A 25,703-nucleotide genomic window follows, 5' to 3' on the forward strand; every position below is an offset into this window, starting at 1 on the left:
AGGCAATCCAGCGCCCTACCACCGGGTTTTCGCCCGCAAGTATTGGCCTGCATCCTTGGTGTCGGTTGGTTGGTAGTCCTCAAGCAAATTGGGCCCATAAGGGCTGCGATATTGTTCGAAGATGGGCATCACGAGTTCGCTATGCACGATAGGCTGGCGGTGACGCGCGCGGAAACTTCCAATGGGAATGCGACCATAGATCAGCGTCTCATCATCGGTCTCGGACCGCTCGAAAAACTCACCATCAGGCCCGACCATGCCGGCGTATCCGGGATTGGAATCGGCCAGATAATACTGGTTCTCGGGCGAGGCCGAGTTGTTGGCGATGGTGGAATAGACGCGGTTATACATCGAGACGGCGCGGATGTCAGTCTCGTTGTAATTGCCAGTCGCCGTGCGCAGCATGATCTCTGCGCCCTTCATGGAGGCTGCGCGGAAAAGCTCAGGCTCCATTTGAGAGGAGCTGGTGTAGAGGTTGCCGATTGGGGTCTGGATCACTGGAATAACCGCGTCCCAGCCATAGCGCTCTACATATTCATCGAGCACGTCATAGATTGTGGTGGTGAAGAGCTCGCGCCCTCCGGGGAAGAAGCCTTTGAGATTGCGCGCTTTCCAATCCTTGGCGATAATTTCGCCCTTGTCGTTCAATATCGTGGTGATCGACAACAATCGTGTTGGCCAATCCGGGTCGCGTACATAGGATCCAAAGCTGATGTAGCAGCCATATTCGCGCGCCTTGGCAGCTAGCATCTCGCTTTCCTCACCCGGCAATTCGATCGCGATATTGCGGGCATCATCGAGGTCCCAGACATGTCGGTAGCCAGTGATCGGAAACTCGTGGAATGCGACCAAATCTTTCGAGCCAGAAAATCCATTCGCAATGTCGATCACGTCGCACATATGCTGGACATTGGCCTTGCGGGTTTGGGCGATATTGCCAAGCTCAACCGGCACAACTCGGGTCTGCGCCACCGCGATAGAAATCGTGTCCTTCTTGAGCGGGACGCTGGCGTAACTGCCGTCGGACCGCATTTGCAGAGGGCCTTCGGGTTTGCCGGTGGAGGCGGAAGCAGGCGAAGCGAATGCCGTCCAGTCGATAGTGGCGGCGGCGGCAGCTCCTGCTCCTACTCCCAACAGCGCGCGGCGGTCGATCTCCCCCGCCATCAGAAGGGCTTCACTGCACCCAGGAAACATACCGAGGCAATCGTGATCCAATAAATATATGCGGCCATACGAGCCATGCCGATTTCGCGAGCCAAAGCGGCTTCCTGTTCAGCGTTTGGTCCCATGGCGAGGATGCGGAACCGCTCAGTCCACCGCCGCATGACGAGCCTCAGAAACAGTCCGATGCACAGCGCGAAAGCGTACAGTGCCATCTTGGCTGGATACCACTGATTGAACTCACCAGAGACAATCGGGCCACTGCCCGCAAAAGCCATAAATGAAACGATCAAGAGGCCAGCAATTAAGGGATAGCGCAGCGATTCCTCAGCCCGCGTGACCATAATGCCAATATCGGTCTCGCGCTTGATAAAGGCGGTCCATGTCATCGCCAACCATATGGCGAAAAACAACCACATCCACCACACACCTGACCCATTGAGCAAAGGTACGAAGCCGAATATCTTGCCCATATGCAGGCCAAGCGGAAGCAGGAGCACAATGCCCGTCCGCGCCAAAATATCGATGCGATAGGCCGTTTCCATATGCCGCTTGCGTTCTTCGAGCGACAATGCCGGGTTTGTCACATGGTAGCTGGTTTGAAAGACGCCCCACTCACCGCCAAGCCAATACACCATCGCTAAGATATGCACCCAGCGAAGAATGCTGAGCTCGTGCATCGCTAGAAATTCCATGATCCCTCCCCTTAAAGCGCATCGAGGTCCCGATCCCGCACGCTAAAACTCAAATTTCTATTCGCGCGAAAGCCTCTCCACCACGTCCATGATCGGTGGGTCGTCCGCCTCCATTGCTTCGACATGTTGTTGGAAACCGCGCATGATTCGGGAGACGTAAGCGCGCGTTGCAAGCCCGCGCTCTTCGCCAGCCTCGCGATCTGGTTCGTAGCTCTCGATATCCTCGCGCCTTAACACGCCATTTGTCTCGAGCAGCCGCTCAATCGTGTCCTGCCGTTCGCGAAGGGCGGATACTTCCGCCGCCAAAGCGAAGACGGTCGAATAGAGGCGATCCAACGCGGGATCTTCAAAGTACTCGGGCCGCTTCCCCTTCGCGCGCCGTCCGGAAAGCGAAACCCAGTCGATTGGATCGCTCATGCGGCGACCTCCTTGGCCATCGGCTTCCACGCACCATAGGCATTCCAGATCGCGGCACGGCCAAAGTCCTCCTCTCCTTCATCCGGAGACGGCGGGAAGATTTCGGGATCCACCACTGCCCTTACGCCTGCGACGAACTGGTTTTCGCGGGAGAATCCCGCATCGGCCATGACCTGTTTCAAGTCTTGCCCGTGCATGGCTGACCAGAAGGGTTCGTTGTTGTTGAAGGCATCCCAGTCGCGCATAAACTGCTCAAACAGGGGCATTTCGTCCGAATACTGCGGCTGTTCGATATGCAGGATAAGCCCGCCCGGAGCGAGCACACGGTTTGCTTCGGCAAGGATCTTCGGCATCGCCTTGGAAGAAAGCTCATGCAGGAACATGGTCGTCTGCACCCAGTCAAACTCACCGTCGGCCCAGCGTGAAAGGTCCTCACCCGAAGCTTGGATAAACTTGATGTTCGTGATGCCCATCGCGGCAGCTCTGGCAGCCCCATAGCGAAGCGAAGCAGCAGCCGTATCGATCGCGATCACTTCAGCATCGGGGTAGGCCTGCGCAATAGGCAAAGCATTGTGGCCGATGGTGCAGCCAATATCGAGAATGCGTTTTGGCTGCCAATCGGAGCGTTCGCTCTTGACCCATTCGACCACAGCTTGTCCGCCACCGTCGTTCAAACCGCCCAGCGCGCCGCCAGTGGTCGCAAACAGACCGATGTCATAATTGGCGCCTACCGTGACATCGTCGCTGCGCTCTTCGCTGTGATAGCCACCCGGTTGGCAGTGAATGTCGACAGCCGTCTGGTAGTGTGGCTGCTCCACAGTCGGGTCGAGCTCAAGCATACCAGAATGCTCGTTAAATTGCTTTGCCATCGCGTCGAGTTCGTCGAGCTGGCGCAGAACCGCTTGGCGACCATTGTGTTGGCGCATCTCCATCGAGTTGCGCTTCAACGCCGACCACATGCGGTGCCAATCATTGCGGTTCATTCCATCGCGAATCTCATAACGATGCTCGGGATCCCGGCCGTGCTCAGCGCGAATAGTGGGCAAGACTTGCTTCTCATAAGCAAGCTTGTTGCCCGATCCGACTTCACCCGAAAGGTAACGATTGAAGTGCGTCAGAAAATTGAAACGCGCCGCCTCGTCATGGTTGGCGCGAGGCATCATCGAATGCTTGGTCAGTGCAGTGTACGGCGGGGGAAGATCGGAAGCCATGCCTCTACCTCAAAAGTTGTCCGGACAAATTTGCCTACCCTCGTTTACTATGTCAATCGCAAACGGGCATTGTCCAGCGCGAATACTGGAAGATTGGGCTATTGAGACTCAATTGAACCGAGCGATAGAATGCTGACAAGTGGCGGTGCTGTCAGTCTAACGCGAACTCGTCTCTGGTAGGCAGAGAACGTCCTTCCCGCACTGCGGATCAAGCCATGAGGTTTTGCCACTCGGCCAAGGCGGCTGAGCGGTTGGTCTTGTAAGTATGTCTGTCGGTGAGGTGGCGTTCGGAGTTAAAGTGATTGTGGACGTTGGCGTGAACGGATGCGAATTTCTGCAGGCTCTTCATCCTCCGAAATCGCTGCATCATCCGCTCTCGTCTTCGTAACGGCAAGTGCGAATTCTCAGCTCGATTGTTCTTCCACCTTCCTATTTCGCGTCGGTCTTCGATGCCTAGTTCGCGCATAGCAGATGGGTAGGATTTCAGGCCATCTGTGACGATTGTTTCGACTTTGCCATGGCACTTAAGCGCCTTCTTGAAAAACCTCAAAGCGGCCGATTTATCGCGCTTCTTCGTCACATAGCTTTCAAGGATCTCACCTTCTTGATCCACCGCCCGCCAGAGGTAATGCGTCTCGCCGTTGATCTTCACGAACATCTCATCGAGGTGCCAGCGCCACTGGCGGAAACCGCGCATACGATGGATCCGCTGTCGTTTGATGTCGGCAGCGAACATTGGACCAAACCGATTCCACCAGAAACGCACCGTCTCATGGCAGATGTCGATACCACGCTCGAAAAGGAGGCCCTCCACGTTCCGCAAGCTCAGCGGAAACCGCACATACATCATCACCACAAGTCGAATGACTTCGGGCGAGGAGTTGAAGCGTTTGAATGGGCTGTCTGGTTTGCGACTTCTGGACATGCCCCGCCCTACCCTCGCCGCCTCATTCCGCAAAAGGTACAGTTAGTCTGACAACACCACATGTAAGGCTGCCGTTCCGCATACGACCCACAATTTGGCGCTACGACTCGGGGCTTTGTGCGGGACTATGGTTTCCGACAACTTAACCTTACTTGCCAACCTTGTCTTTCATGTTGGTGTGCAATTCCGCTCCAATGCGCAGAAGGCAAACTACACGCTTGGCGAGACGGACGGGACTCGCGTGCTTGACCCTTTGGGGTATTCTTGCCGCGAGCAGCGCGCACGCTACTTCGACTGCCGCATTGATTCAGCCAGCGATCGCGGCGAGTTTTGTCGAAGGTCTGTGCAATGATCCGCTCTCGCAGCGGCCTCGCGTTACGCCAATCAATCAGCCAGCCGTCATCGCATCAAAAAGCTCAGCGATCTTGGGTGGTGAAATGAGTGCTTTAGAGCGAATGAAAGCGCAGCAGTCTGCCCAATCGGTCGATCTAGCTAGCAATAGCTCTGCATCTGAGCTTGAACAGCTCCAACCGGCTGCCGGTGGATTGCGAGACAGCGGCAAAGTCTGTTCTCTTACGTCAGCTGGAGCGATGAACAATGAAGCGACCCTTGAATTCGGCGCACCTCCGATGCAGGATTTTCTCGCGTCCCGGCTGATTAAAATTCAGAATACTTCTTTCAGCAATGACTGGAATCGTGTCCTCAATCAGACAGTATCTCCCTCCGCGATAGATCGAAGAATTAGACGTCTGGATGCTCAGCAGGCTCAATTGGAGGCGGTCAACAGCTGGGTGAACAAACAGATCAACTATGTTGCAGACAGAAAGCTGTTTAATCGCGCCGATCATTGGGCAGGGGCTCAGGTGACCTTGGCTCTTGGCATGGGTGATTGTGAGGATATTGCGATCGCCAAGATGCAGATGCTGGCCGCGCTGGGTTTTCGCCGGGACGACATGTTCCTTACCATTGCCAAAGATACGCTGCGCCGGTCGGATCACGCATTATTGGTAGTGAAGGTGGATGGTCGCTACTTGCTTCTCGATAACACAACAGACGAGCTGCTCGATGGCGCACAAGCACATGCCTATCGACCCATTCTCAGCTTCAGCACAAACCGCTCCTGGATCCACGGTTTCTGACCCAACCCGCTACTTGATGCTTCTTAGTGCTCAGTCAGAGCGCGATCGAACGCCTTCGAAACTGGCTTGAGAAGATAACTCAAGATCGTTCGCTGACCGGTCAAGATTTCCACTTCGCAGACCATACCTGGGACAATCGGAAACGACTGGTCACCGCGCTCAATCGCGGATTGCTCTGTTTCGATCAGGACGGTGTAGTAGGCTTCACGTTCTACCTCGTCGAAGATGCTGTCAGCTGAGACTTGTTGAACAGTCCCTTCCAACCCACCGTAAATCGAGAAATCGTAAGCGGTCACCTTCACGACAGCGCGATCTCCCACCTTAATGAAAGCGATATCACTGGGCGCAACGCGAGTTTCGACCAGGAGCCGGTCACCCACTGGTACAATCTGCATGATCATCTCGCCCGCATTCACAAAACCACCTTCTGTAGTGATCTGGACGTCATTGACGATCCCCGCAGCTGGCGCACGCAGTTCATTGCGTTGTTGCCGTGCTTCTGCTCCGCGAATGGTTTCCTCATTGACAGCAATCCGCGTCGTCACCTCGCTGCGCTCATCCAGAGCCTGCTGGCGGAAATCGAGCCGCGCAGAGTTGAGATCAGCTTGAGCTTGTCTGATCGCTGCGTTCGCCCTTCCAACAGCCTGCTGCGCCGCAGACAAGCGCCCTTGCGAGTCCACAAGCTCGCGTTGAGCCGTGAGCAATTCAGTGCGTGGGACGATACCTTGTTCGGCCAAAGGTGTGAGCAGATCGACTTGCTCTCGCGCTAAGGCTACGCTGTCGCGTAGCGATGATACTGTTGCCTCGGCCTCGCGCAGATCGCGGCGGCGTTGTTCTACTGCCGCACTGAGTGATCCTTGCCGAGCCCGAGCTGCAGCAACCCGAGCACGTTGAAGTCTCTGTTCTTCAGCGCAAATACTTCCTGGCTCGCAGCTGGCCGAATTTCCACCTGATGCTTCGCTCTCAAGTCGTTGTGCCCTCGCAGCCAGACGCTGATTCTCAGTCTGTAGTTGACCAAGCTCCGATGCGGATTGAGCATCATCAAGACGAACCAGCAGCTGGCCTTCCTCGACCGACTGCCCGCCACGGACCAATATCTCTTCAATAACTGCAGGTTCCGATGGCTGGACAAGCTGAGCTTTGCTCGAGGGGATAACGCGACCCGTGCCTCGTGTAACGCTGTCGACTTGTGCGAAAGAGGCCCAGATCAAAAGAATGGCAATGCCAATCGCAGAAACAGCGATAAGCTTACGCGGTGGGTCGAGTTTTTCCCAGAAACCGAAAACACTCATTGGGCTGCTCCAGCAGCCTCGGTTGGGTCCGAGCTTGCTTCAACCTGATCAGAAACGGAGGCCTCATAGCTCGATCTCATATCTACAGGATCAGGAATAGTCAGACGCCACTCTTTGGTCGTATCAATTCGTCCACCAACGTCATTGGTCGTGTGACGATCTGAAGCCGTTGGTGCGACAGTAAGGCCAGGCACCCATTCATTCCTTTGATCGGACACGGAATCGATTGATGGGAGTTGATCTTGTTCGGCATCAAATCTTGCCCAGTTAATCGAAGGCACGCTTTCGCTGCGTTTCCATTTGGCTGTGAACGCGCTAGGCTCGCCTGCACGACCGCGAAAGCGATAAAAGATGTGTCGTCCGATCACATTGATCTTAGCGAGGGTGTATGCCCACTTGGGAACAACATAATCGGCGTGGTAGTGGGTCGCTGTGCCCACATCAGGCAACTGCTTGCCATTCATCGCCTCTTTAGCAACCGACAGCGATTCTAGCCATTGGCGCTGCAAAGGTTTTCGCAGCAGAGCGCCATCACACGTGAAGCTAAACTGGCAAACACGATTGTTTACACCTTGGTAGACTACCCCGCAGACCGAATTTGGATATGCTGGATGGCGCATCCTGTTCATCACCACCTGTGCAACCGCCATCTTGCCCTTTTGGGGTTCGTTGGCCGCCTCATAGTAAATCGCCTGCGTCAGGCAATTTAGAGCAGTTGAATACTGCGGCAGCCCGCTGCCGATTGGAGCGTAATGCGCCAATTCACGCCCCAATGCTTTATGGACAGGAATCCGTGCGTTCCGTGATTGTGCATCCGTACCAGTTATGAGCAGTTGCTGATCCTTACCGGTCGACATCTCCGGAAGCATTGCCTCTATCTCAGAATCAGCCTGTGAGAATACAGCTGCACTGGTCGGCGCATCAGGCACAAACATTGGTGAAGCTGCCACCGCAGTCGCAGCGGCAAGCAAAGGCACACGTAGAGCAAGGCGGCGCATCAGTCTCATTGACCAAAGCCCTCCACGGAGGTTCCGGCGGAAGCGAGCACTTCCTTGATCGGGCCATCTGCGGCAACCTTGCCATCACTCAAAACAATGAGACGATCGCACAAAGCAAACAGAGCAGGTCGATGGGTCGCTATGACCAGGGTCTGCTCAGGTGAAAGCGAGGCGCCGAGCCGTTCAGTGAAGTGCTTCTCTGTCGCACTATCCATGGCTCCGGTTGGTTCATCCAAAAAGAGCAATTCGCAAGGCGTAACAAGCGCACGTGCAAGCGAGAGAAACGATCGCTGCCCCCCAGAGAGCCTGCTTCCGCCCTCCCCAACTGCGCGTTCGAATCCACCGTTATCCCGAGCAAGAAAACGGTCAGCCCCCGTCTCCTGCAAGGCCGCGAGAATACGCTCGTCGGTTGCTTCACGGCGGCCTAACGCCAGATTCTCCCGGATAGTCCCCGAGAAGAGCGCGGTGTCTTGACCAACAAAGCGCAAGGCATCTCGCAGGTGCTCAGGTCGATACTGGCCCGCATCCAACCCATTGATTAGCATTGCACCTTCGGTTGGTTCATAAAGGCCGCATAAGACCCGCCCGAGGGTTGATTTGCCGGACGCGACTCTGCCGACAATCCCAATCCGCTCGCCCGGTTTGATCTCCAAGGTCACATCGCGCAATGCGGCTTGGCCCTCTTCACCATAAGAGAAACGCACCTGTTCAAGTCTGATCAACGGCTTCTGGATTGAGGCAGAGCCAAGCGATCCGCCTTTCTGACGCTCGTCACTAGCTTCAAAAAGACGCTCAATGCTTCCCAACATTTCATTCGCTTGGCGACCACGTGTCAGAACGAAGGCGATCTGCCCAGCTGGTGCCAGCGAACGCGACGCTAGCATGACAATTGCGATGATCGCACCCATCGAAATCTCGCCGGCTGCGAACAAATAGTATCCGCCAATAATAAGCGAGACCGTCGAAATCTGTTGAAAGGTTTGCGCAAGCCCTACTGCAATCGAATTGACGCTCCTCAACCGCTCCTGCGAGTGCGATCCGGCATCTGCCAGACGATACCAGCGGCCAAGAGCACCGCCCTCGCCGCCCATGCTCTTGAGAGTTTCGATACCTGCCAGAGATTCCACCAGCAGTGTTTGTTGCAAACCGTAATCAGCCTGGGCATCCTGGGCTGCCTCGGTCACTTTGCGTTGCAAAACGTATCCAGCGATCACCATGGCCAATATGATCGCCAATGGGATAAGCGCGAGCCAACCACCTATGATCGCAATCACTCCAACGAAAACGAAGAGAAACATCACATCGATGATCAAAACCACGGTGGTGGACGCAAAAAAGTCGCGCACGATTGCGTATTCTGACACCCGCGCCGCGAGCGCTCCTGTGTGGCCTTGGCGTTCATTTAACGGGGTGGCGAGCAGCCGGCCAAAAATCTTCTGAGAAAGTTTAAGGTCCAACCGCCTTGATATCTGATCCAGGACAGCGGTTCGGCCACGGCGCAAGGCGAACTCAAGCGCAAAGACCAAAAACACGCCGACTCCCAGAACCCACAAGGTCTCGGTCGCCTGATTCGGAATGACCCGATCGTAGACGTTCATTGTAAACAGGGGCAAGGCAACAGCCAGCAGGTTGATCAGAAACGATGCGAGGATTACTGGTCCAAAGGAGCCTCGCTCCTTCCGCAATTCTCCCCAAAACCAGTGCCCACGTGCTTTGGCATGCCAAGGTGCCTCTTCTTCGCGCTGAAGGTCTGGGTTGCTATAAACCGAATAGAGTCGGCCAGCATATTGCGAGGCTATATCCGAATACGAGATCCAAGCTTCTACGGCGGTATCCGGCTGCCAGATCAGAAGCTCGCCCTCGTTGGCTTCCAATGCGACTATGAAGCCGCCATCCTGCAGCTCGACAAGCGCTGGAAAGAATGAGGCACGTTTGGGAAGCTTGCCGCGTTTCAGCTTATCGAAGTTGATCCCAGCGAGTTCGAGCGCCGTTTCAGCCTGATGCCAAGGCAGCCGCCCATCCCGATTTTTCGGGAGCTGAGACAGTGCGGATGGCGAGAGGCCAGAAGAGAGGCGATTGGCAAGCTCGACCACGCACAGCGCTAAGCTGTCGACGCCAGAGCCCGTCAATCGTTCTTCCATAAATGACATTTCCTTGCCTCGCGCCTATTCCGCTCTGCCCGTCGGATCACTTGGGATAGACGCGGCGCTGTTTCTCAGCCTCTACTGGCGGGCCATAATTGAACCGCTCCCGTTCATTTGAGCCCGATCCTGCCCCAGGCGCAACGCTTACTGCGTCGAGAAAGTTACTTGTCGCTGCCAGAATCTGGTAACGCGCAAACATTTCGGAGAAGCGTGCCGTTTCGAGACGAACCTGGGTGTTAAACCTAGTGTTTTGCGCATCCAAAACGTCAAGCAATGAACGGCGACCGATGTTGAACTGGCTGCGATAAGACAGCAGCAAATCATCCGAAACGCTCGCCTGACGATCAAGCGCAGTTACGATGCGGCTTTGTGTCTCCCGTGCGTTCCATGCAGAACGCAGATCTTCTTCCGCCTCTCGCTGGCGCTGATGCAAGGCATATCGCGCCTGTGAGGAGCGTCGAACCATTTCCTGGACTTGGGCCCTGTTGATCCCACTGTCGAAGATATTCCAACGCAAAACCACGCGGCCTTGCACGTCGTTGGTCTCGCCCGAAAAGCCGTCAATATCATCGCCGATGCGGCCGCGCACCTCGAGTCCAACGGTCGGATAAAGCTCTCCCTCGGCCGCTGTTACGCGCGCGTTGGCTGCATCAACATCTGCTTGTGCTTCCCTCACCAATGGATTGCGCAAGCGTGCTTCCCCAATCGCCATTTCGAGCGATTGAGGGAGTGCGTTGACCAAGCTGGGCGGCAGAACGCCGTTGCGGATATCCAGTCCGGTCAGCGTGCGCAAAGAGATTTGCGCGTCGGTCAACGCGCGCTTCGCTTCCTCTTGACGCACAACCGCTGCCTGTAGCCGTTCTTCAGCTTGCTGTTGATCGGCCACGCTGATCGAGCCTTGCGAAACTCCTTGTGACAAGTCAGCTAGGAGGAGCTCATGGAAGCGGGTGTTGTCTTCAGCCGCGGCCGCCACCCTTTGTTGCAGCAGCACGTCAAGATATTGACGTGAGACCTGCAAGGCGACGAATTCCGAGCGTTCGAGAACGCGAAGCGATGCTCCGTCAACGCGGGCCGCCTGACGCAGCAATTCACCGCGCCGCCGACCAAAGTCGAGCATTGTCCATTCACCCGTAATCCCGACTTCGACCGGGAATAGTTCATCGTCTGCAATGCCAAGATTACGGCGCGTGTTGTTCTCCAACCTGCGGATGCCAGCCGAAGCCTCAACATCAACGCGCGGGCCATAAAGACCTTGAGCCTGCTTTCGTTCAAATTCGACGCCTTCTTTGTTGAACTGCGCTTCTTGAACTTGTGGATTGGATCGGACGGCGATGTCTATCGCCTCGGCCATAGTCACCGGTTCCGATGTGCTTTGCGCCATGGCTTGCGGCGAAACTCCGGTGAGGAGCGCGGCAGCGGCGGCTGGAATGATAAGCTTAAACATTGAATTCTCTCTCGATCTTCAATTAGAAACAGTAACTTCAACGCGGCGGTTCTGTGGGCTGCGAACACCATCCTCAGTTGGAACCCGGGGATTGTCCTCCCCTCTCGCGCTGATCGTGATTTGGCCGGGACTAATCCCAAGGCTGCCCATCAGATTGGCGATTGCCTCCGCCCGGCGAAGCGACAGCGCGTCATTGTAGGCGTTACTGCCGGAGCGATCGGTATGTCCAACCACACTGAATGCGCTCCACCCGCATTCGCGCGCCGTCGTAACTGTTGAGCCGATCGTCTGTGTAGCCTCGGGACTTGGATCATATGAATCCCACTCGAAAAACACGAGCGTTGGCTCCCGCTGATCGCAAATGGCGCGCCGAGGCGGTGGTGGCGGTGCCGGTTGCGCGACCGGAGTCTCCACAACTGGTGGAGGCAATATCGACATACGCTTGAACGCGAAGTCGCATTTCTCAATGCTGGTTTGGTCGCGGGTATTCGACTTGAGATATCCCAGAGCGATCGCACACTGAACTTTGGCTTCGGAAGCCCACATATAGCGCGCATCATTGGCCAAGATAATTGATTGGTCATTGGTCAGTGTGAGCGCCGCGTCAAATCGACTCTGAAGCTCCGACCTAAGAGTATCGGTATCGGCGGCCATGAGATCGGCCACCGAATCTTGCGCAGATGCACCGGTCGTTGCCATCGAAATTATGGTTAACGCCGCAAGATAATGACAATTGTTCTTCATCTTACTCCCCCCGTGGGTTTGATTCTGTTTAGGCTTGGGCTGCTGCCGCAGCCGCGTCTTCAAGTTGTTGAGCGAGTGCCTGGCTGGCATCGGGCGGAGTGACTGCAGCGTCCAACACTTCATTGAGCAGTCCCGCGATTTCACCTTGCTCTTCCGAAGCCAGGTAATCGATTGAATCGGATTGGTCTTCGAATTGATCGATGACTTGATCCAGCAAGTTTTCGGCAGCTAGATCTGTAAGCACCCCTTCAACAGTATCGAGGCCTGGTTCGCGGTCAATTTGCGCCGCTTCAAGCACAAGAAGAGCTTCCATGGCTTGGGCCACCTCAATGCCTGCAAAAGCAGAAGGAGAGCTCTCTGTGGAAATAGCGTCCCCAACTTCGAACAACTCAGCCGTTGCGAGTTCGCTGGGTTCAAATTGCGCGACTTTCTGCAGGTCAGCAAGCGCGTTTGCAGCGTCAGAATTGCCAAGAATACTGTCAGAAACCGGCGATAGGAAGTCTGTTTGCTGCTCCAGCAGCAGATTGCTGATTAACTCGTCATACGTAACTGCAGCTTTGGGTGCTTTGGCGAAGGCACTGGTTGAAACATTGCCATCGTCGAACTGGTGCTCGATCCTGAGATGCATCCCATGATCAGAGAGGCCCAACCCAGCCTCTGCTCCTATTAACACCGAACTTGCTAGCGCAGCGACCGTTGCAATCTCTGCAGCTCGCTGGTTTGCGCGAGTTTGCTGGTTGTCGCTTACCGCGCCGGTGGCAAAAGCAGTATCGGCGACCACGCCCGTGCTGCCATCGGCGTAAGTAAAGGTCGTAGTGCCAAAAATTGTGACATCGCCGCCCGCAGCTGTCTCCACAGTCCCGCTTGCATCGAGATTGATCGACACAATGCCTGCCTGTGCCAGAGTTACAAACTCACCCGCTTCGCTCACACCATTTTGGTTTGCGTCGCGCCAAACACCAAACCGCGAGAATGCGCTGTCAGATGAATCGAGAATGCCATCATCGTTATCGTCATAGAGAGCGGCAATGGCTTCCAAATCGGTTTGATCATTCCCGCCAAACACAAATTCCGACGCGTTGGAAACGGTACCATCACCATTGGTGTCGATTGCCAGTATTGCGTCGTCTGCGCCCGCCCAAGCGGTTGCTTCAGCGCTACCGTCTCCCGAGTAGTCGAACGCCACTCCCGCAGAAGTTGGAACGAATTCGACGCCGTCACCATCAAGATCAAGCACCACAGGTGTCACCGAAGGACTGAGAGTGATGTCAAGCACACCGGAGCTGACAATGTCGCCATCGTTATCGACCACAGAAATTGGAACATCGAATTCAACCGGATCATTAGAAATTACGGTCGCGCCAAAGCCACCGATCTGGAAGGTGCCTCCCGATTCATAGGTGTACTCCAGACTATTATACCCATCATCGGTAAAGACACCGATCACCGTGCCCGCCAGCGACGAACCAGAATCGCCTTCCAGCCCGTCGACAGATACTGATCCGTCTGCGTTTAGCGTGACGGTGAAGTCCCGCCCATTTACCGAGTAAACGGTCGGCGTTGTTGTGGGGATAATGATCGTGCCATTGGAAACACCGCGGTACTCAATGGTCACGCCTGTGATCGCATCAATCACGCCATCGCCCACATCGTTGTCGCCATCTGTGTCGTCGAATGCGGTAATTCGGACTTGAGACCCGTTTGTGGATTTAAACAACGCGGTTGCGCCATTGGCAAGATAATGGCCATCGAAGACATGATCCCGGTTTGCGGCAGCGGCATAGTCTTGGCCCCCAACCGTATCAGCGGGATCGCCGCGCAAATCGGTCACAAAGTCGACGCGGAAAGTCTCGCCATTGCCAACGGACGCGCCGTTAGAGACGCCGCCAATGTTTGCCGTTGTATTTACTGAACCTGCGTCTGCACCATTCTCGGCGGGAGTCAGCAGCAGATCCTGACTATCGTTGTCGACTGGAGTGCCACCCAGGTTCTCATCAAGAGACACGAAACCAGTCCACGAGAGGTTGCCACCAGTGAAGTTGAAGTCGGTGTCATTGAACTGCACATTGGTGGTTGAATCGATTTCCTGAACGAGGTTCAAGACATAGTCATCTTCCGCCGAATTCGGGTCAAGCGTGAGGGTGAAAACAGTGTCTGTGGTGCCAGCTTTCACGGCTGTCAGCACAGTTCCATCAGCAGAAATCGAATACTCGAGCGGTATGAAACCTGAGGTCAGGCCTTGGGCTTCAAGCGACGCGATTGAGTTAGCAGTGAAGATGACACGGCCGCCATCTCCGCCGAAATTGTTATCGACATCATCATCAAGATCGAGGTCTACTGACGCCAGGGTACCTGCGGCGTTCGTAGCGCTAAGGCTATCGGCGACCACTGCCTCTGGACCGTCATCTTCAAGATTCACCGTGATCGCATCGATTTGCGTCGTGGTTGTTGTGCCGTCATTGACATTCACATCGACACCAAAGCTGACAACATCTTCGCTGGTTGTATCAGGATGATCGATCTGCGCCGATTGGGTAACGGTGAATGCGCCAGTGTCGCTAATCACAATCGTGAGAACAGTGCCAGCCGAAGTGGTCGAACCCGTTAGAGTTTGACCATCAGGGCTCAGCGACCACACGATGGTTTCTCCGCCTGAACTCAGTGCCTCAGACGGAGCCGACAAGGTCACTGTAAAGCTGGTATCATCAGTGTCGGTGATGGAAATCGTGCCATTGGCGGTCAAACTGTTCGTTGTGTCGCTCGGACTGCCGACCGAGTCAGTCAAACCACCCATGAGACCTTCGTCGGACGTTGCAACGGTGGCTGTTCCTACGACCGGCGCATCGTTTGCACCGAAGATATCGATAGTCAGTGTTGAATCCGCAGTCAGATCACCATCGCTTGCGGTGTAGTTGAAGACATCCGAGAGCGGCGCATCACCTTCATTCAAAGCTTGGACAGCTGCAAATGCGGTTGGGTTCTCTACCTCGGTGAACAGACGATAGCTGTAACTGCCGTCGGAATTGAGCGTAAGGACCCCGTATGTGCCGGAGAAGCTGCCTACTGTCGTAACTGTGAGCGGCTCGATATCGACGTCTGTGTCAGCGACATCACCTCGCGCATTGCCATCTGGTGCCCCATTATGCGCTATCGTCTGCAACACATTGCCACTGATTGCAGATGCTGCGTCTTCGATCGTGAAGTTCGTATCAGCATTCGCAAAAGGTGCATCATTCGCGCCGTTTATGGTGATCGTCAGAGTTGCAGAGCTGGTGTCCCCATCGGCATCAATGATCGTGTAATTGAAAGTGTCGGTTTCGGTCTCGCCATCATCCAAATGCTGAACCGAAGCCTGGTTGAGAACGTAGCTATACGTGCCGTCCGCGCCCAGCGTGAGAATACCGAAGCTGCCTGTTGTCGTGCCTCCGACAGTCCCTGAACCACCCGAGCCACTGATCTCGGTAATGGCGGTCGTTCCTGGTCCATCGGCTCCGAACCCATCGGCGACCGGATCTGTCAGAATATTGCCGCCCACCGAGATATCATCTTCGGAAAGTGCATTGCTGTCGTCGACCGCTACCGGTGTGTCATCGTTAATACGCACAGTTGCTACGGCAAACTCGGAAGAGACTTCGTCTCCATCGGCGTCGGTTGCGACGATCAAATCTGCAAAATTGAAGAAGAGATCGTTCTCACCGCCAGAGGGCGCATGATCCAATGGCGCGTGCAAAGTGAAAGTCCACTGGCCGGTGGTCGCATTGAGCACGAGCGTGAAGATCGGCGTCACACCAGCTGAAGCTGTCAATGTGTTTCCATTCACTTCATAGCTTACGGCCACGCCGCCCGAAGTGAAGCTTTCAAGGGCCGCCGTGTCGGTGTCCAGCGAATAAGCCAAGGGTGTGTCAGCCCCAGAGCTGAAGAAGCCTGTTACTGATCCCGTTGCCACAGTGGCGGTGCCGACCACATCTCCAGTGCCACCCTCAATACCATCATCAAGGCCATCTTCATCGACAGTTCCACTGGAATTGCCATCGGCCGATATTGGCGTATCGTCATCGACTACGATTGTGAGGGATGTGGTATCAGTATCGCCATCGCCATCAGTCAATGTAGCGGATAGGGTGAAGGTTTGCTCATTCTCATCATTGTTGCCATCGTCTGCGTGCAAGATGTTGGCATTCTGGGTGACAGTGTAGTTCCCGGTGTTCGGATCAAGCGTGACTGTAACGACAGTAACTAAGCCGTTGCCCTGAGCTTGCTGGATCAGGATATCAGAGCCGCTGGCGACATATTGGAAACCGGCGGGCGCACCAGTCGTGGCAAATGCGACGGTCCCACCATCAGCTCCGAACCCTTCAACGGGATCGACCAGTGTGCCTGTGAGGTTGGCCTCATCAGGGTCTTGATCATCAGGACCGCCTGCGTTGCCGCCGCTTTGCGTATCGTCGTCAAGGAATGCAGTCTGCGTAACTGCTGCAGTCGGTGTGTCATCCGCGAAGAGCAGATCAGATCCGATATTCAGCGTCGCGCTATCCGTGTCGCCATCTCTGTCCGTGATTGTCGCAGTCAGCTGGACGAGGTCATCGGCGATCAGTGTTGCGTTTGCGCCATCAAGGTTCGACTGCATATGATCGACTGCGCGCAGCTGATCAAGTTCGACCGTACCGTTGCTGGCAACTGTTACGGTGAATACGATATTTCCTGTCGAACTACCCTCGCGTCCAACAACCACACCGCTTTCAAGGAACAGGAACACCTGATTGCCTATCGCAGTATCGAATATGCCGGTGGCAGTTCCATCGACAACGCCCAGAGCGTAATCTGTGTTGAGTTCTTCGTCAGTGCCCGCATCGAAGGTGAAGGCACCGGCAAACGATAGAGACGCGTCGGTCGAAAGATCTGCATCGGAGACCAGGAGGTCAGGATTGATGCCTGAAAGAGAGACCGACGGCCCATCATCTTCAATCTTGAAGACACCGCTCCCAAGTTCAACTGTCGCACTGTCGCTGTCATTGTCTCGGTCGGTAACAGTTTGTTCGATGCGCAGGAATTCGCCTGCTCCATCCAGTGTCAGGGTTTCGAGGTCATCCGGCTCGCTGTCATCGCCTTGCCAGATGTTCTCAAGCTGGATGAAGGTCAGTTCGCCTGCTGTGGTGTCTACAGCGATGGTGAAATAGTCAGTGCCACCGACTGAGCCAGTGACCGTATCGCCAGACAAAGAAAGCAGGATTTCGTCACCTTGCGCACCGTTGGCGCCGAGTGCGAAGAGGCCAGAGCCAATCCCATTGGCGCTAAGCAGCAAGGCGTATGAGACACTCCCCGCTCCATCTGCTCCAAAATCTATGGTTGCACCGAAATTGTCGGCTAGATTTGCCATCGCGCTGCGAATTCCGTCCCCATCGGGCGGGAGCGGGCTTTCGTCCAGGATAAGCATGTCAGCCACCGCATTGCTGACCACTGCGTCTGGCCCATCATCGAGGAAGGTAAATGCACCGGCAATATTGGCGACAGCTGTATCCGTATCGCCATCGCTATCCGTTACCGTTGCACTCAATGTGACAAGATTGGCCGCAGATAAAACGGCCGCATCATTGGGATCACCCCCATCATCATGCCTAATCGCACGCTGCTGATCGAGTGTGACCATGCCATCTGAATCAACTGCCACAGTGAAGACAACGCCGCCGGTGGCGCTGAACCCTTCAACAACATCGCCGTTCAGACGCAGCTGCACGGCTTCGCCCGTTGCAACATCGACAAGGCCGGTAACGCCAGCATTGATGCCGAGCACGTAGTCGCCAACAGTGCCTGGATTGTCCGCATTAATGTCCGCCGTAAACAGGCCGGAGAAATCGGCGGTCGCATCTGTTGTGAGATCCGTTTCATCCACTGTAAGCGCATCAGCTGCAGGTGCCGAGGCGGTGATGGTGGGAAGGTCATCGGATACTGAAACGCTGACAGTGGCACTTGCGGTATCGCCGTCGATGTCGGTTGCGATCACATCAACATCGCCAAGATCGACCAGATCATCGACATTCGCGATTGGATGATCGTCGAAATTGTCATTGAGCGTTGCGGTAACAGTCGCGACATTATTTGTGACCGACAGGTCGAGCGTCACAACAAGGCGCCCGCTGTCAGAACCGGTAATCTGCGTGTCACTGACACGGACCCAATTCAGGCCGCCTCCCAGCGCTGATGTATCGCCGAATACGATCGAAGCAATATCATCAGAGCCCGGAGTAAATGTGATTGTGTCGCTGTCAAAATCAGGCGCGCCAGGAGTTGATCCATCCGCCAGATTTTGATCATCCAAGGCTAGAGTGATATCTGGCCCTGCCATTGGGCCTGCACCATCAACGATAGTGATCGGTTGGATCGCGGTGTCAAAATCACCATCGCCATCGGTCAGCGTGTAAGTAAAACTCGCATCAATATTGCCAGCGCTATGATCGAGGTTGGGGTTGGGGTCGAATGTCCACTCCCCATTTTGATCAATTGTGTAGGTCCCATTCGCTGTGAAGACAGTGATCGAGCTGCCATCCTGCGGCACCGCGGTCGTATTACCGCCGATGGTGATTGCGGTAACAGATGCGCCATCTGCACCAGGGGTGTCACCCGTCCCGTCGGTGACAACATTGCCACCAATTGTGCCAACCGCATCCTCAGCAACATTGATGTTTGCTTGGTCAGTGGCTGTCGGAACATCGTCAATGATGCTGACATCAATCGTCGAGCGCCCGATCTCGTTTCCTAGCGTGTCGGTCACTACATATTCGAAGCTCTCCACTCCATTGACCACATTGGGGCCATTTTCATCGACAGTGTCAGTGAATGGCGTGTCGAGCGTGTAGGTGTAGGCCCCAGTTTGAGTGTTAAGCACGATCGTGCCGAACGCGCCATCGATCTGCACTTCATTGGCGCCTGGCCCTGCAACAGCGCCGGTGAGTGAGTAAACAAGAGTGCCTGACGCGCCAGTAACACTGATCTGGCCATCTGCATCGATTTCGCTGTCGGAAGTCGGATCGCTACCAATCGACAATCCAGCCTCATCGACAAGCACATCATTGTCACTGACCTGACCTGCAACATTCTCAATATTGATGGTCAGCGTCGCCGTTGCCTCATCGCCATCACCATCGACAATCGTGTAGGTGAAGACATCCTGCACATCGGAATTTGTTGCATTGGCGTCGGAGGCATAGTTATAGACGCCAGTGTTGACATTGATTGTGAGGGTGCCGAACTCCCCTGCGAGGATCAGATTACCTGAAGCATCGACCGTGGTCTGATTGCCTCCTGCGTTGACGCTGTCGATGCGGATGATTGCGCCGTTGAGCCCAAATCCATCGGCACCTGATGCGTCAACACCCGAGCCTTGATCATCGCTCAAAGCGTTTCCGCCCGTCATACCGCCTTCGATTACAGTGGCGGAATTGTCGGTTGCAGTCGGCGCATCATCATCAAACACGATGCCGAGATTGGTTAGCGTAGTATCGCCTTCGCTGTCCGCTACCGTGAAGTCGATTGACGCAAATGCATTGTTCTCATCATCGCCCCGAGTATGCAGCACATTGTCGAGTAAAGTAACGACATAGGCTCCCGTTGCTGTGTCAGTGATCTCGACTGTGAACAAGGCGGTTCCATCGCGCACGCCGCCGGTAACAGTTGCGGTCAAAACATTGCCAACCACCGAATAGGCCACGGTTTCTTGTCCAACAGTGGCCGTTGCACCATTCAAGACCGGCGCGAATGAAATCGTCGCCGGGGTATCGTTACCGACATCGAATGACAGCGTCCCCGTGAACGTCGCCTCGCTGGTGTCGCTCGGATCGTCGAACTGATTGGCATCAAGATCGCCAATTGTCGAAAGTGGATTGTTGCCTACAAGACCATCATCATCAACCGTTGCGACTTCTTCGCCGCCCTGCGGTTCCGAGTCCGGCTGAAGCGTAACTGCAACACGCGCTGTCGATGTATCGCCATCGCGATCGACAATCGTATATTCAAAGAGATCAGCTGTGCTGCCGTTCGAACCGGCACCAGCGTCTGGTGTGTAAGTGAACAATCCCGTGATCGGATCGTAGGTAACCGTCCCTTGCGAGGCCTGGGTCGAAACGAAGACCTTTGCAGGATCGGCTGTATCCACATTGTCAGCACCAAATGCATCATTGTCGAGTGCATCGATTGTGAATGCTGCATTCTCAGTTACCTGTGAGGCATTGTCGTCAACTGCATCTGGGCCATCGTCTTCGAAAGCGAAAGAACCGCTTATATCGATTGTCTGACTGTCAGTGTCATCGTCGCCATCGGTGACTGTTGCCGTCAGGTTGATCAAACCGCTGGAGATTGTTTCAGCAGCGTCTGATGCCTCTGTTTCCTCAGGATCGGAAGGATCGTCATGCTCGATCGCACGCAGCTGAGTCTGTACAATACTTCCGGTCGCTGAGTTGAGCGCGAGGGTAAACGCGACCTCGCCCGATGCCTCAAGATAGCCCTCAACCGTGTCGCCATTGAGGCGCAACAAAATGTTCTGACCGGTAAGCGCATCATCAAGACCAGAGTCTTCGCCGTCGCCCCCATTTATCGAGAGCGAATAGACGATTGCATCGGCAGCGGCCGCCCCGTCTGCGCCAAACTCAGTCGAGAAAAGCACCGCAAAATTATCCGCATCACTTGCCCCAGCGCCGATATCGGAATCTTCTGTGACCAGCACTGGCGCATCCACATCGGCTGCAACAACGTCAGGAATATCGTCGATTACAAGGACATCGACCGATGCACTCTCGCTGGAGCCATCAGTGTCGCTTGCAGTGATGGCAAAGCTCTCAAGGATCGCATCTTGGCCGGCTGCGGAATGCGTCAGGGTATTGTCGTTAAGCGTGTAACTGAACGTGACCGTCGCTTCTGTGACATCACCATTCGCGTCTGTCGTCGTCGGGGTAACGCCTGTGATAACAAACGAGCCAATCGCCGTGGTGATCGTCTGGCCAGCAACAAAGCCGCCCGTATCGGTCCAAACAGTGATTCCACCAGCCGTGATCAGAGCGAGGCCATCTTGGCCAACAATCGTGAAGCTGCCGGTTTGCGTCAATTCCGCTGCATTGGGCGACGAACCATCAGGAAGATCGTCTTCGTCAACGGTCAACTCAGCAGGATCAAGATCAAGCCCATTGATTGTCACCCCATCATCGGAACCATTGATCGTGATTGTGAGAGTTGTTGCTGCGGTATCGCCGTCGCCATCGGTGATGGTGTAGGCAAAGACTTCGGTCAGCGTCTCAGTGCTGTCGAGCCCTTGAACTAGCGGATTGTTGTTGTCGAGCTGATAACTGTAGCTGCCGTCTGCATTGAGCGTCAGCGAGCCGTATGCACCGGCTAGGGCGTTGCCAACGGCTCCACCTGTGGCGCCGAAGGCAATCGCTGTTACCGTAGAACCATCTGCGCCGGCAATATCGGCCACACCATCGGTGGGGTTCGCGTCAGAGCCACCACTCCCGGTAAGCACATTGCCGTCCGCGATCAGGGGACCGTCTTCGGTAACGGAATCCGAGTCCGGGTTGGCACTTGGTGTGTCATCGACAATTGTTATGTCGAGGCTGTCCGTGGCGATCGAGCCATCCGTATCCGTTGCGACGACCGCAAAGCTATCGGTGAACTCTCCATCATCCGCACCTGAGTGCAGCAGGGAATTGTCCTGAAGTACGTAAGTGTAAGCGACTGTTGCACTGACGATATCCCCATCGGCATCTGTCACCGGAGTAACCCCGGTAATGGTCAACAAGCCGTAGACCGGGTCGTCGATGGTGACTGGGAAATTCACACCAGATCCAATGACTTCAATCCCCCCGACTGTGAGCGATGCAAGACCGTCCTGAGAAGTCACTGTAAACGTGCCGCTCTTTGTCAGAGCAGCGGAATTTGGTGAAGAGCCATCTGGCAGATCGTCTTCGTCTAAGAAGAGTTCCGCACCTTCAACGTCCAATCCATTAAGAACGACCGGATCGTCCTGGCCATTAATTGTGACGGTCAGGGTAGTGGTCGCGGTATCGCCGTCGCCATCGGTGATCGTGTAGGTAAAGACTTCGGTCAGCGTCTCAGTGCTGTCGAGCCCTTGAACTGTCGCGTTCAAATTATCGAGCTCATAGCTATAGCTGCCGTCGGCATTAAGCGTCAGCGAGCCATATGCACCGGCTAGGGCGTTGCCAACGGTCCCACCTGAAGTCCCAAAGGCAATTGCTGTGACCGTCGCACCGTCCGCGCCGGTAATATCGGCCACGCCATCGGTGGTGTTCGTATCTGAGCCACCTTTCCCGGTAAGCACATTACCGTCTGCAATCAGAGGACCGTCTTCGGTAACGGAATCGGAGTCCGGATTGGCACTTGGAGTATCGTCGACAATTGCGATCTCAAGCGTGTCCTCGCTGAAATCGCCATCCTGATCCGAAACGCGAACGACAAAGTCATCGGAGGTGTTGTCACCGTCAGTGTTCGTGGTCAGCTCATAAGTGTAGGTGATAGAGCTGTCTGTGATCGCATCGATCGTCAGGATTCCGAATGCGCCGGTGAAAGTTTGCCCGACATTGGAAACCGCAACACCGCCAATTGTGACTTGCGCAGGCCCGTCAGGAGCTGTGAACACGAAAGTGCCGGTTGTGAATTCACTGTCAGAAGCAGCGATTGATCCTGCCGGAGGTCCAGCAAGGCCGGCCTCGTCCACCTGGGTCCCGCCTTCGCCTGCAACTGGGAGGCTCAAGGTTGTCGGCGCATCTGCAATTGTGATGACGAGGTTAGCAATCGACGTATCTCCGTCACCGTCCGTAAGGGTGTAGGTGAAGGTGTCGCTTACGCCGCCAGGCGTCTCCGGATTGCGGATGTAAGAATAACTGCCATCGGCATTCAAGGTCAGATTGCCGAACTCGCCAGCCAACGTGCCCCCTGCGTCTGCAGAACCGCCTTCACCGGAAAACCCGGTTACAGTTGCACCATCCGCACCTTGAGTATCATTGACCAGCACGTTGCCTTCAGCAGGGCCAAACTCGCCTGCGCCAATGGAATTGCTGTCATCCAGTGCAGTTGGACTATCGTCGGCGATGAAGATCACCAGCGTGGTGCTCGCAGTGTCTCCATCGCTATCAGTCACGGTGAGCGCGAAATTGTCGCTGTCTGGGTCGGACAGCGTATTGTCCGCTAAAGTGTATGTGTAGCTGTAGATTCCGTCGACGAGCGCAACAACCAAATCGCCTTTCGCGGTGGTGATTGTACCACCGCCGGTAACGTCCACTCCGTTTATGACCAGAGAACCGACTGAATCATTGCCTGTTTCGATCGCAATAATGCCAGTCGCAATTTCGCTATCGCTGGCCTCATCTGAACCTGCAGGTTCTGCCCCGCGGGCGGGCAAGCCTGCCTCATTGACCAAATCCTCACCTTCGACGCCTGGTTCATTGATGCCGATCTCGGGCGTGGAATCTTCCAGGAGAGTTATGGTCGCTGTTGCGGTAGAGACGTCACCATCACCGTCAGTGATGGTGTAGTCGAACGTGATCGGAGCAGGTCCTTGCTCACCGCCGTCCACACCCTCTTCGCCGGGAGCTGGTGTGTAGGTGAATGTCCCGTCGCCATTGTTGACCAGAGTTCCTGCTCCAGTCAGCGAACCTTCGACAACCGTAACTGTGCCGAGCGCGACATCGTCTGCACCCGGAGTGTCATTCGCGAATACGTCGATTGTAACAGGCGCATCTTCTTCGACCTGTGAGGCGGAATCATCCTCTGCTGCTGGCTCGTCGTCAATAACGTTGATGGTCAGCGTATCGCTTGCAACATCACCATCGAGATCAACAACGACGATCTCGAAATCGAAAGAGCTGTCATCTCCAGAGGTGTTGTCTGCAAGAGTGAACTCATAATCGATAGAGCCATCGCCGGTGAGCGGGTCATATGCGAAACCCGTTACGACAAGAGTACCAACGGCGTTATCGATGAGCGTCTGCGGCAGATTGCCCGGAACAATTTCAACACCCCCAAGGGTGACGCTTGCGATACCGTCAGGTGAACTGAACGTAATAGTCGATCCGGTTGTTTCAGAAGGATCGCTGTTGTTGACCGCATTATCATCGGCGAGTTCACCGGTCCCAGCAGGTTCCGCACCGCGCGCAGGAAGCCCGCCTTCCTCGACCACGGTTCCATCACCGGTTTGTGGCACGCTTGTGATCGCATCGGGCGCATCGCCAATCTCAATGACAAGTGTGGCCGTCGAAGTGCTGCCGTCTTGATCAACGATGGAGTATGCAAATGTGTCTGTCACGCCGCCCGGCGTGTTAACGTCACGGACATAGCTATAGGTGCCGTCTGAGTTCAACGTTAGAGTGCCGAACTCACCTTGCAGCGAATCCCCTGGCGCTGCGGTACCGCCGTCATTGCCAAACTCTGCGACTGCGCCTTCTACGGCATAGTCATCTGCGCCCGGAACGTCGTTTACGAGCACATCCCCCGTAATCGGCGCATGGCTTCCCGCTGGGACGAAATCGATGTCGTCTGCCGCAATGGGAGCGTCATCTATGATGTCGATGGTCAAGGACGCCTGAGCCTGGTCGCCATCAACATCTTCAACCACGACATTGAAGACATCAGATTCTGAACCCAATGTATTGTCGTCTAGCGTGTAGCTGAAGCCAATCTCGCCAACCGCAAGGTTGATGTCAGTGATTGTAAGTGTACCAAGAGGTGTTGAAATCGTTTGCCCTACAAGCGTGATCGGTTGACCATTGATGCTGACCGAAGCGAGACCGTCAGGCGCGCTGAAGATTATCGTACCTGTTGTGATTTCCGAGTCACTTGACTCGTCGGTGCCTTCTGGCTCGACCTGGCCGTCAGTGCCGCGTGAAGGAAGACCAGCCTCGTCGACAATCGCCGTTTTATCCTCGGTTGGGATTGGACTTTCAGGCGTTTGGATAGCGACTGTTGGATCTTCATCGCCCAGGGTTGGGAAAATCTCTTCCTCTTCCTCTACCGGGAAGTTGAATTCACCAAACGGAAGCAAATCTCCCAACGCAAAGGCAGACTGGATTTCACCTTCGTCCGTAGCAAAGTTTCCACCAGAGCTTTGAAGCGGGCCAGCTGCTGGCTCCGGGCCTTGATCCGCAAGAAGCTGGGCGACAGTTTGTGGAGGAATGGCTACTCCATCTATAACGAGCTGTGGGACAAGGACGGCGCCTTCTGGAATGACGATCCGGGAACCGTCTTCTAAAGTGACAACAAGATCGCGTCCTTGGACCGAAAGGCCTTCAAGCGATGCGCCATTAGGAAGCGTAACGACATTGTCCGTGCTTGGTGCGACAATTTCGTCTGGCCGAGGGCCAACGCCAACCACTTCGTCCTGTGGCTGTTCTGATCCTGCATTGTCTTCAAAGTTCATCGCACGCTCGTCCTCAAACTGCGGACGAAACCAGAAATCAGTGGGAGTAGCTATCGCACGCGCAAGCGCTGCACCAAAACCGTAAATTGCCCCCACATGAATGTGGCACCCGTCCA

The 25,703-nt window shown here is 55.1% G+C and carries 12 protein-coding genes; 1 reads left to right on the forward strand and 11 read right to left on the reverse strand.

All coding sequences use genetic code 11. The features are described from left to right. Nucleotides 1-15: 15 nt before the first annotated feature. The 5 genes from Q0778_RS06525 to Q0778_RS06545 all read right to left on the reverse strand — a co-directional run bounded on the left by Q0778_RS06525 (nucleotide 16) and on the right by Q0778_RS06545 (nucleotide 4,409). On the reverse strand, nucleotides 16-1,164 hold the full coding sequence (locus Q0778_RS06525; RefSeq protein ID WP_298334977.1) for a nitrilase-related carbon-nitrogen hydrolase: 1,149 nt from the start codon (nucleotides 1,162-1,164) through the stop codon (nucleotides 16-18). Continuing rightward, nucleotides 1,164-1,856: a hypothetical protein gene (locus tag Q0778_RS06530; protein ID WP_298334980.1), complete on the reverse strand. Its 693-nt coding sequence runs from the start codon at nucleotides 1,854-1,856 to the stop codon at nucleotides 1,164-1,166. Before Q0778_RS06530 ends, Q0778_RS06525 begins: the two co-directional genes overlap by 1 nt. A 57-nt stretch (nucleotides 1,857-1,913) precedes the next feature. Next, nucleotides 1,914-2,273, reverse strand: a complete 360-nt coding sequence (locus Q0778_RS06535; RefSeq protein ID WP_298334982.1) for a hypothetical protein — start codon at nucleotides 2,271-2,273, stop codon at nucleotides 1,914-1,916. After that, nucleotides 2,270-3,484, reverse strand: coding sequence for a class I SAM-dependent methyltransferase (locus Q0778_RS06540; protein ID WP_298334984.1), 1,215 nt, complete (start codon nucleotides 3,482-3,484; stop codon nucleotides 2,270-2,272). The genes Q0778_RS06535 and Q0778_RS06540 overlap by 4 nt, the downstream gene beginning before the upstream one ends. Nucleotides 3,485-3,692: 208 nt before the next feature. Next, nucleotides 3,693-4,409: an IS6 family transposase gene (locus Q0778_RS06545; protein ID WP_298309163.1), complete on the reverse strand. Its 717-nt coding sequence runs from the start codon at nucleotides 4,407-4,409 to the stop codon at nucleotides 3,693-3,695. A gap of 245 nt (nucleotides 4,410-4,654) precedes the next feature. Between Q0778_RS06545 and Q0778_RS06550 the strand changes: the two genes are divergently transcribed. Then, entirely contained in the window at nucleotides 4,655-5,548 is an 894-nt protein-coding gene (locus Q0778_RS06550; protein WP_298334986.1) for a transglutaminase-like cysteine peptidase, read from the forward strand. A 23-nt stretch (nucleotides 5,549-5,571) separates the two neighbouring features. Here Q0778_RS06550 and Q0778_RS06555 read toward each other — a convergent pair whose 3' ends face one another. Genes Q0778_RS06555 through Q0778_RS06580 form a run of 6 tightly spaced genes read right to left on the reverse strand, consistent with a single transcriptional unit; the run spans nucleotide 5,572 to nucleotide 25,683 of the window. Next, a complete protein-coding gene (locus Q0778_RS06555; RefSeq protein ID WP_298309157.1) occupies nucleotides 5,572-6,840 on the reverse strand; it encodes an HlyD family type I secretion periplasmic adaptor subunit in 1,269 nt (422 codons plus the stop codon). Further along, nucleotides 6,837-7,847: a cell wall hydrolase gene (locus Q0778_RS06560; RefSeq protein ID WP_298309154.1), complete on the reverse strand. Its 1,011-nt coding sequence runs from the start codon at nucleotides 7,845-7,847 to the stop codon at nucleotides 6,837-6,839. Before Q0778_RS06560 ends, Q0778_RS06555 begins: the two co-directional genes overlap by 4 nt. Next, complete coding sequence (locus Q0778_RS06565) at nucleotides 7,844-9,979, reverse strand: type I secretion system permease/ATPase (RefSeq protein WP_298334988.1); 2,136 nt, start codon at nucleotides 9,977-9,979, stop codon at nucleotides 7,844-7,846. Before Q0778_RS06565 ends, Q0778_RS06560 begins: the two co-directional genes overlap by 4 nt. A gap of 46 nt (nucleotides 9,980-10,025) precedes the next feature. Next, a complete protein-coding gene (locus Q0778_RS06570) occupies nucleotides 10,026-11,426 on the reverse strand; it encodes a TolC family protein (protein ID WP_298334990.1) in 1,401 nt (466 codons plus the stop codon). Nucleotides 11,427-11,444: 18 nt separating this feature from the next. After that, on the reverse strand, nucleotides 11,445-12,170 hold the full coding sequence (locus tag Q0778_RS06575; RefSeq protein WP_298334992.1) for an OmpA family protein: 726 nt from the start codon (nucleotides 12,168-12,170) through the stop codon (nucleotides 11,445-11,447). A gap of 28 nt (nucleotides 12,171-12,198) precedes the next feature. Next, entirely contained in the window at nucleotides 12,199-25,683 is a 13,485-nt protein-coding gene (locus Q0778_RS06580) for a DUF5801 repeats-in-toxin domain-containing protein (RefSeq protein WP_298334994.1), read from the reverse strand. Nucleotides 25,684-25,703 lie beyond the last annotated feature (20 nt).

It is taken from the genome of uncultured Erythrobacter sp., from assembly GCF_947502395.1.
Classification (GTDB): domain Bacteria; phylum Pseudomonadota; class Alphaproteobacteria; order Sphingomonadales; family Sphingomonadaceae; genus Erythrobacter.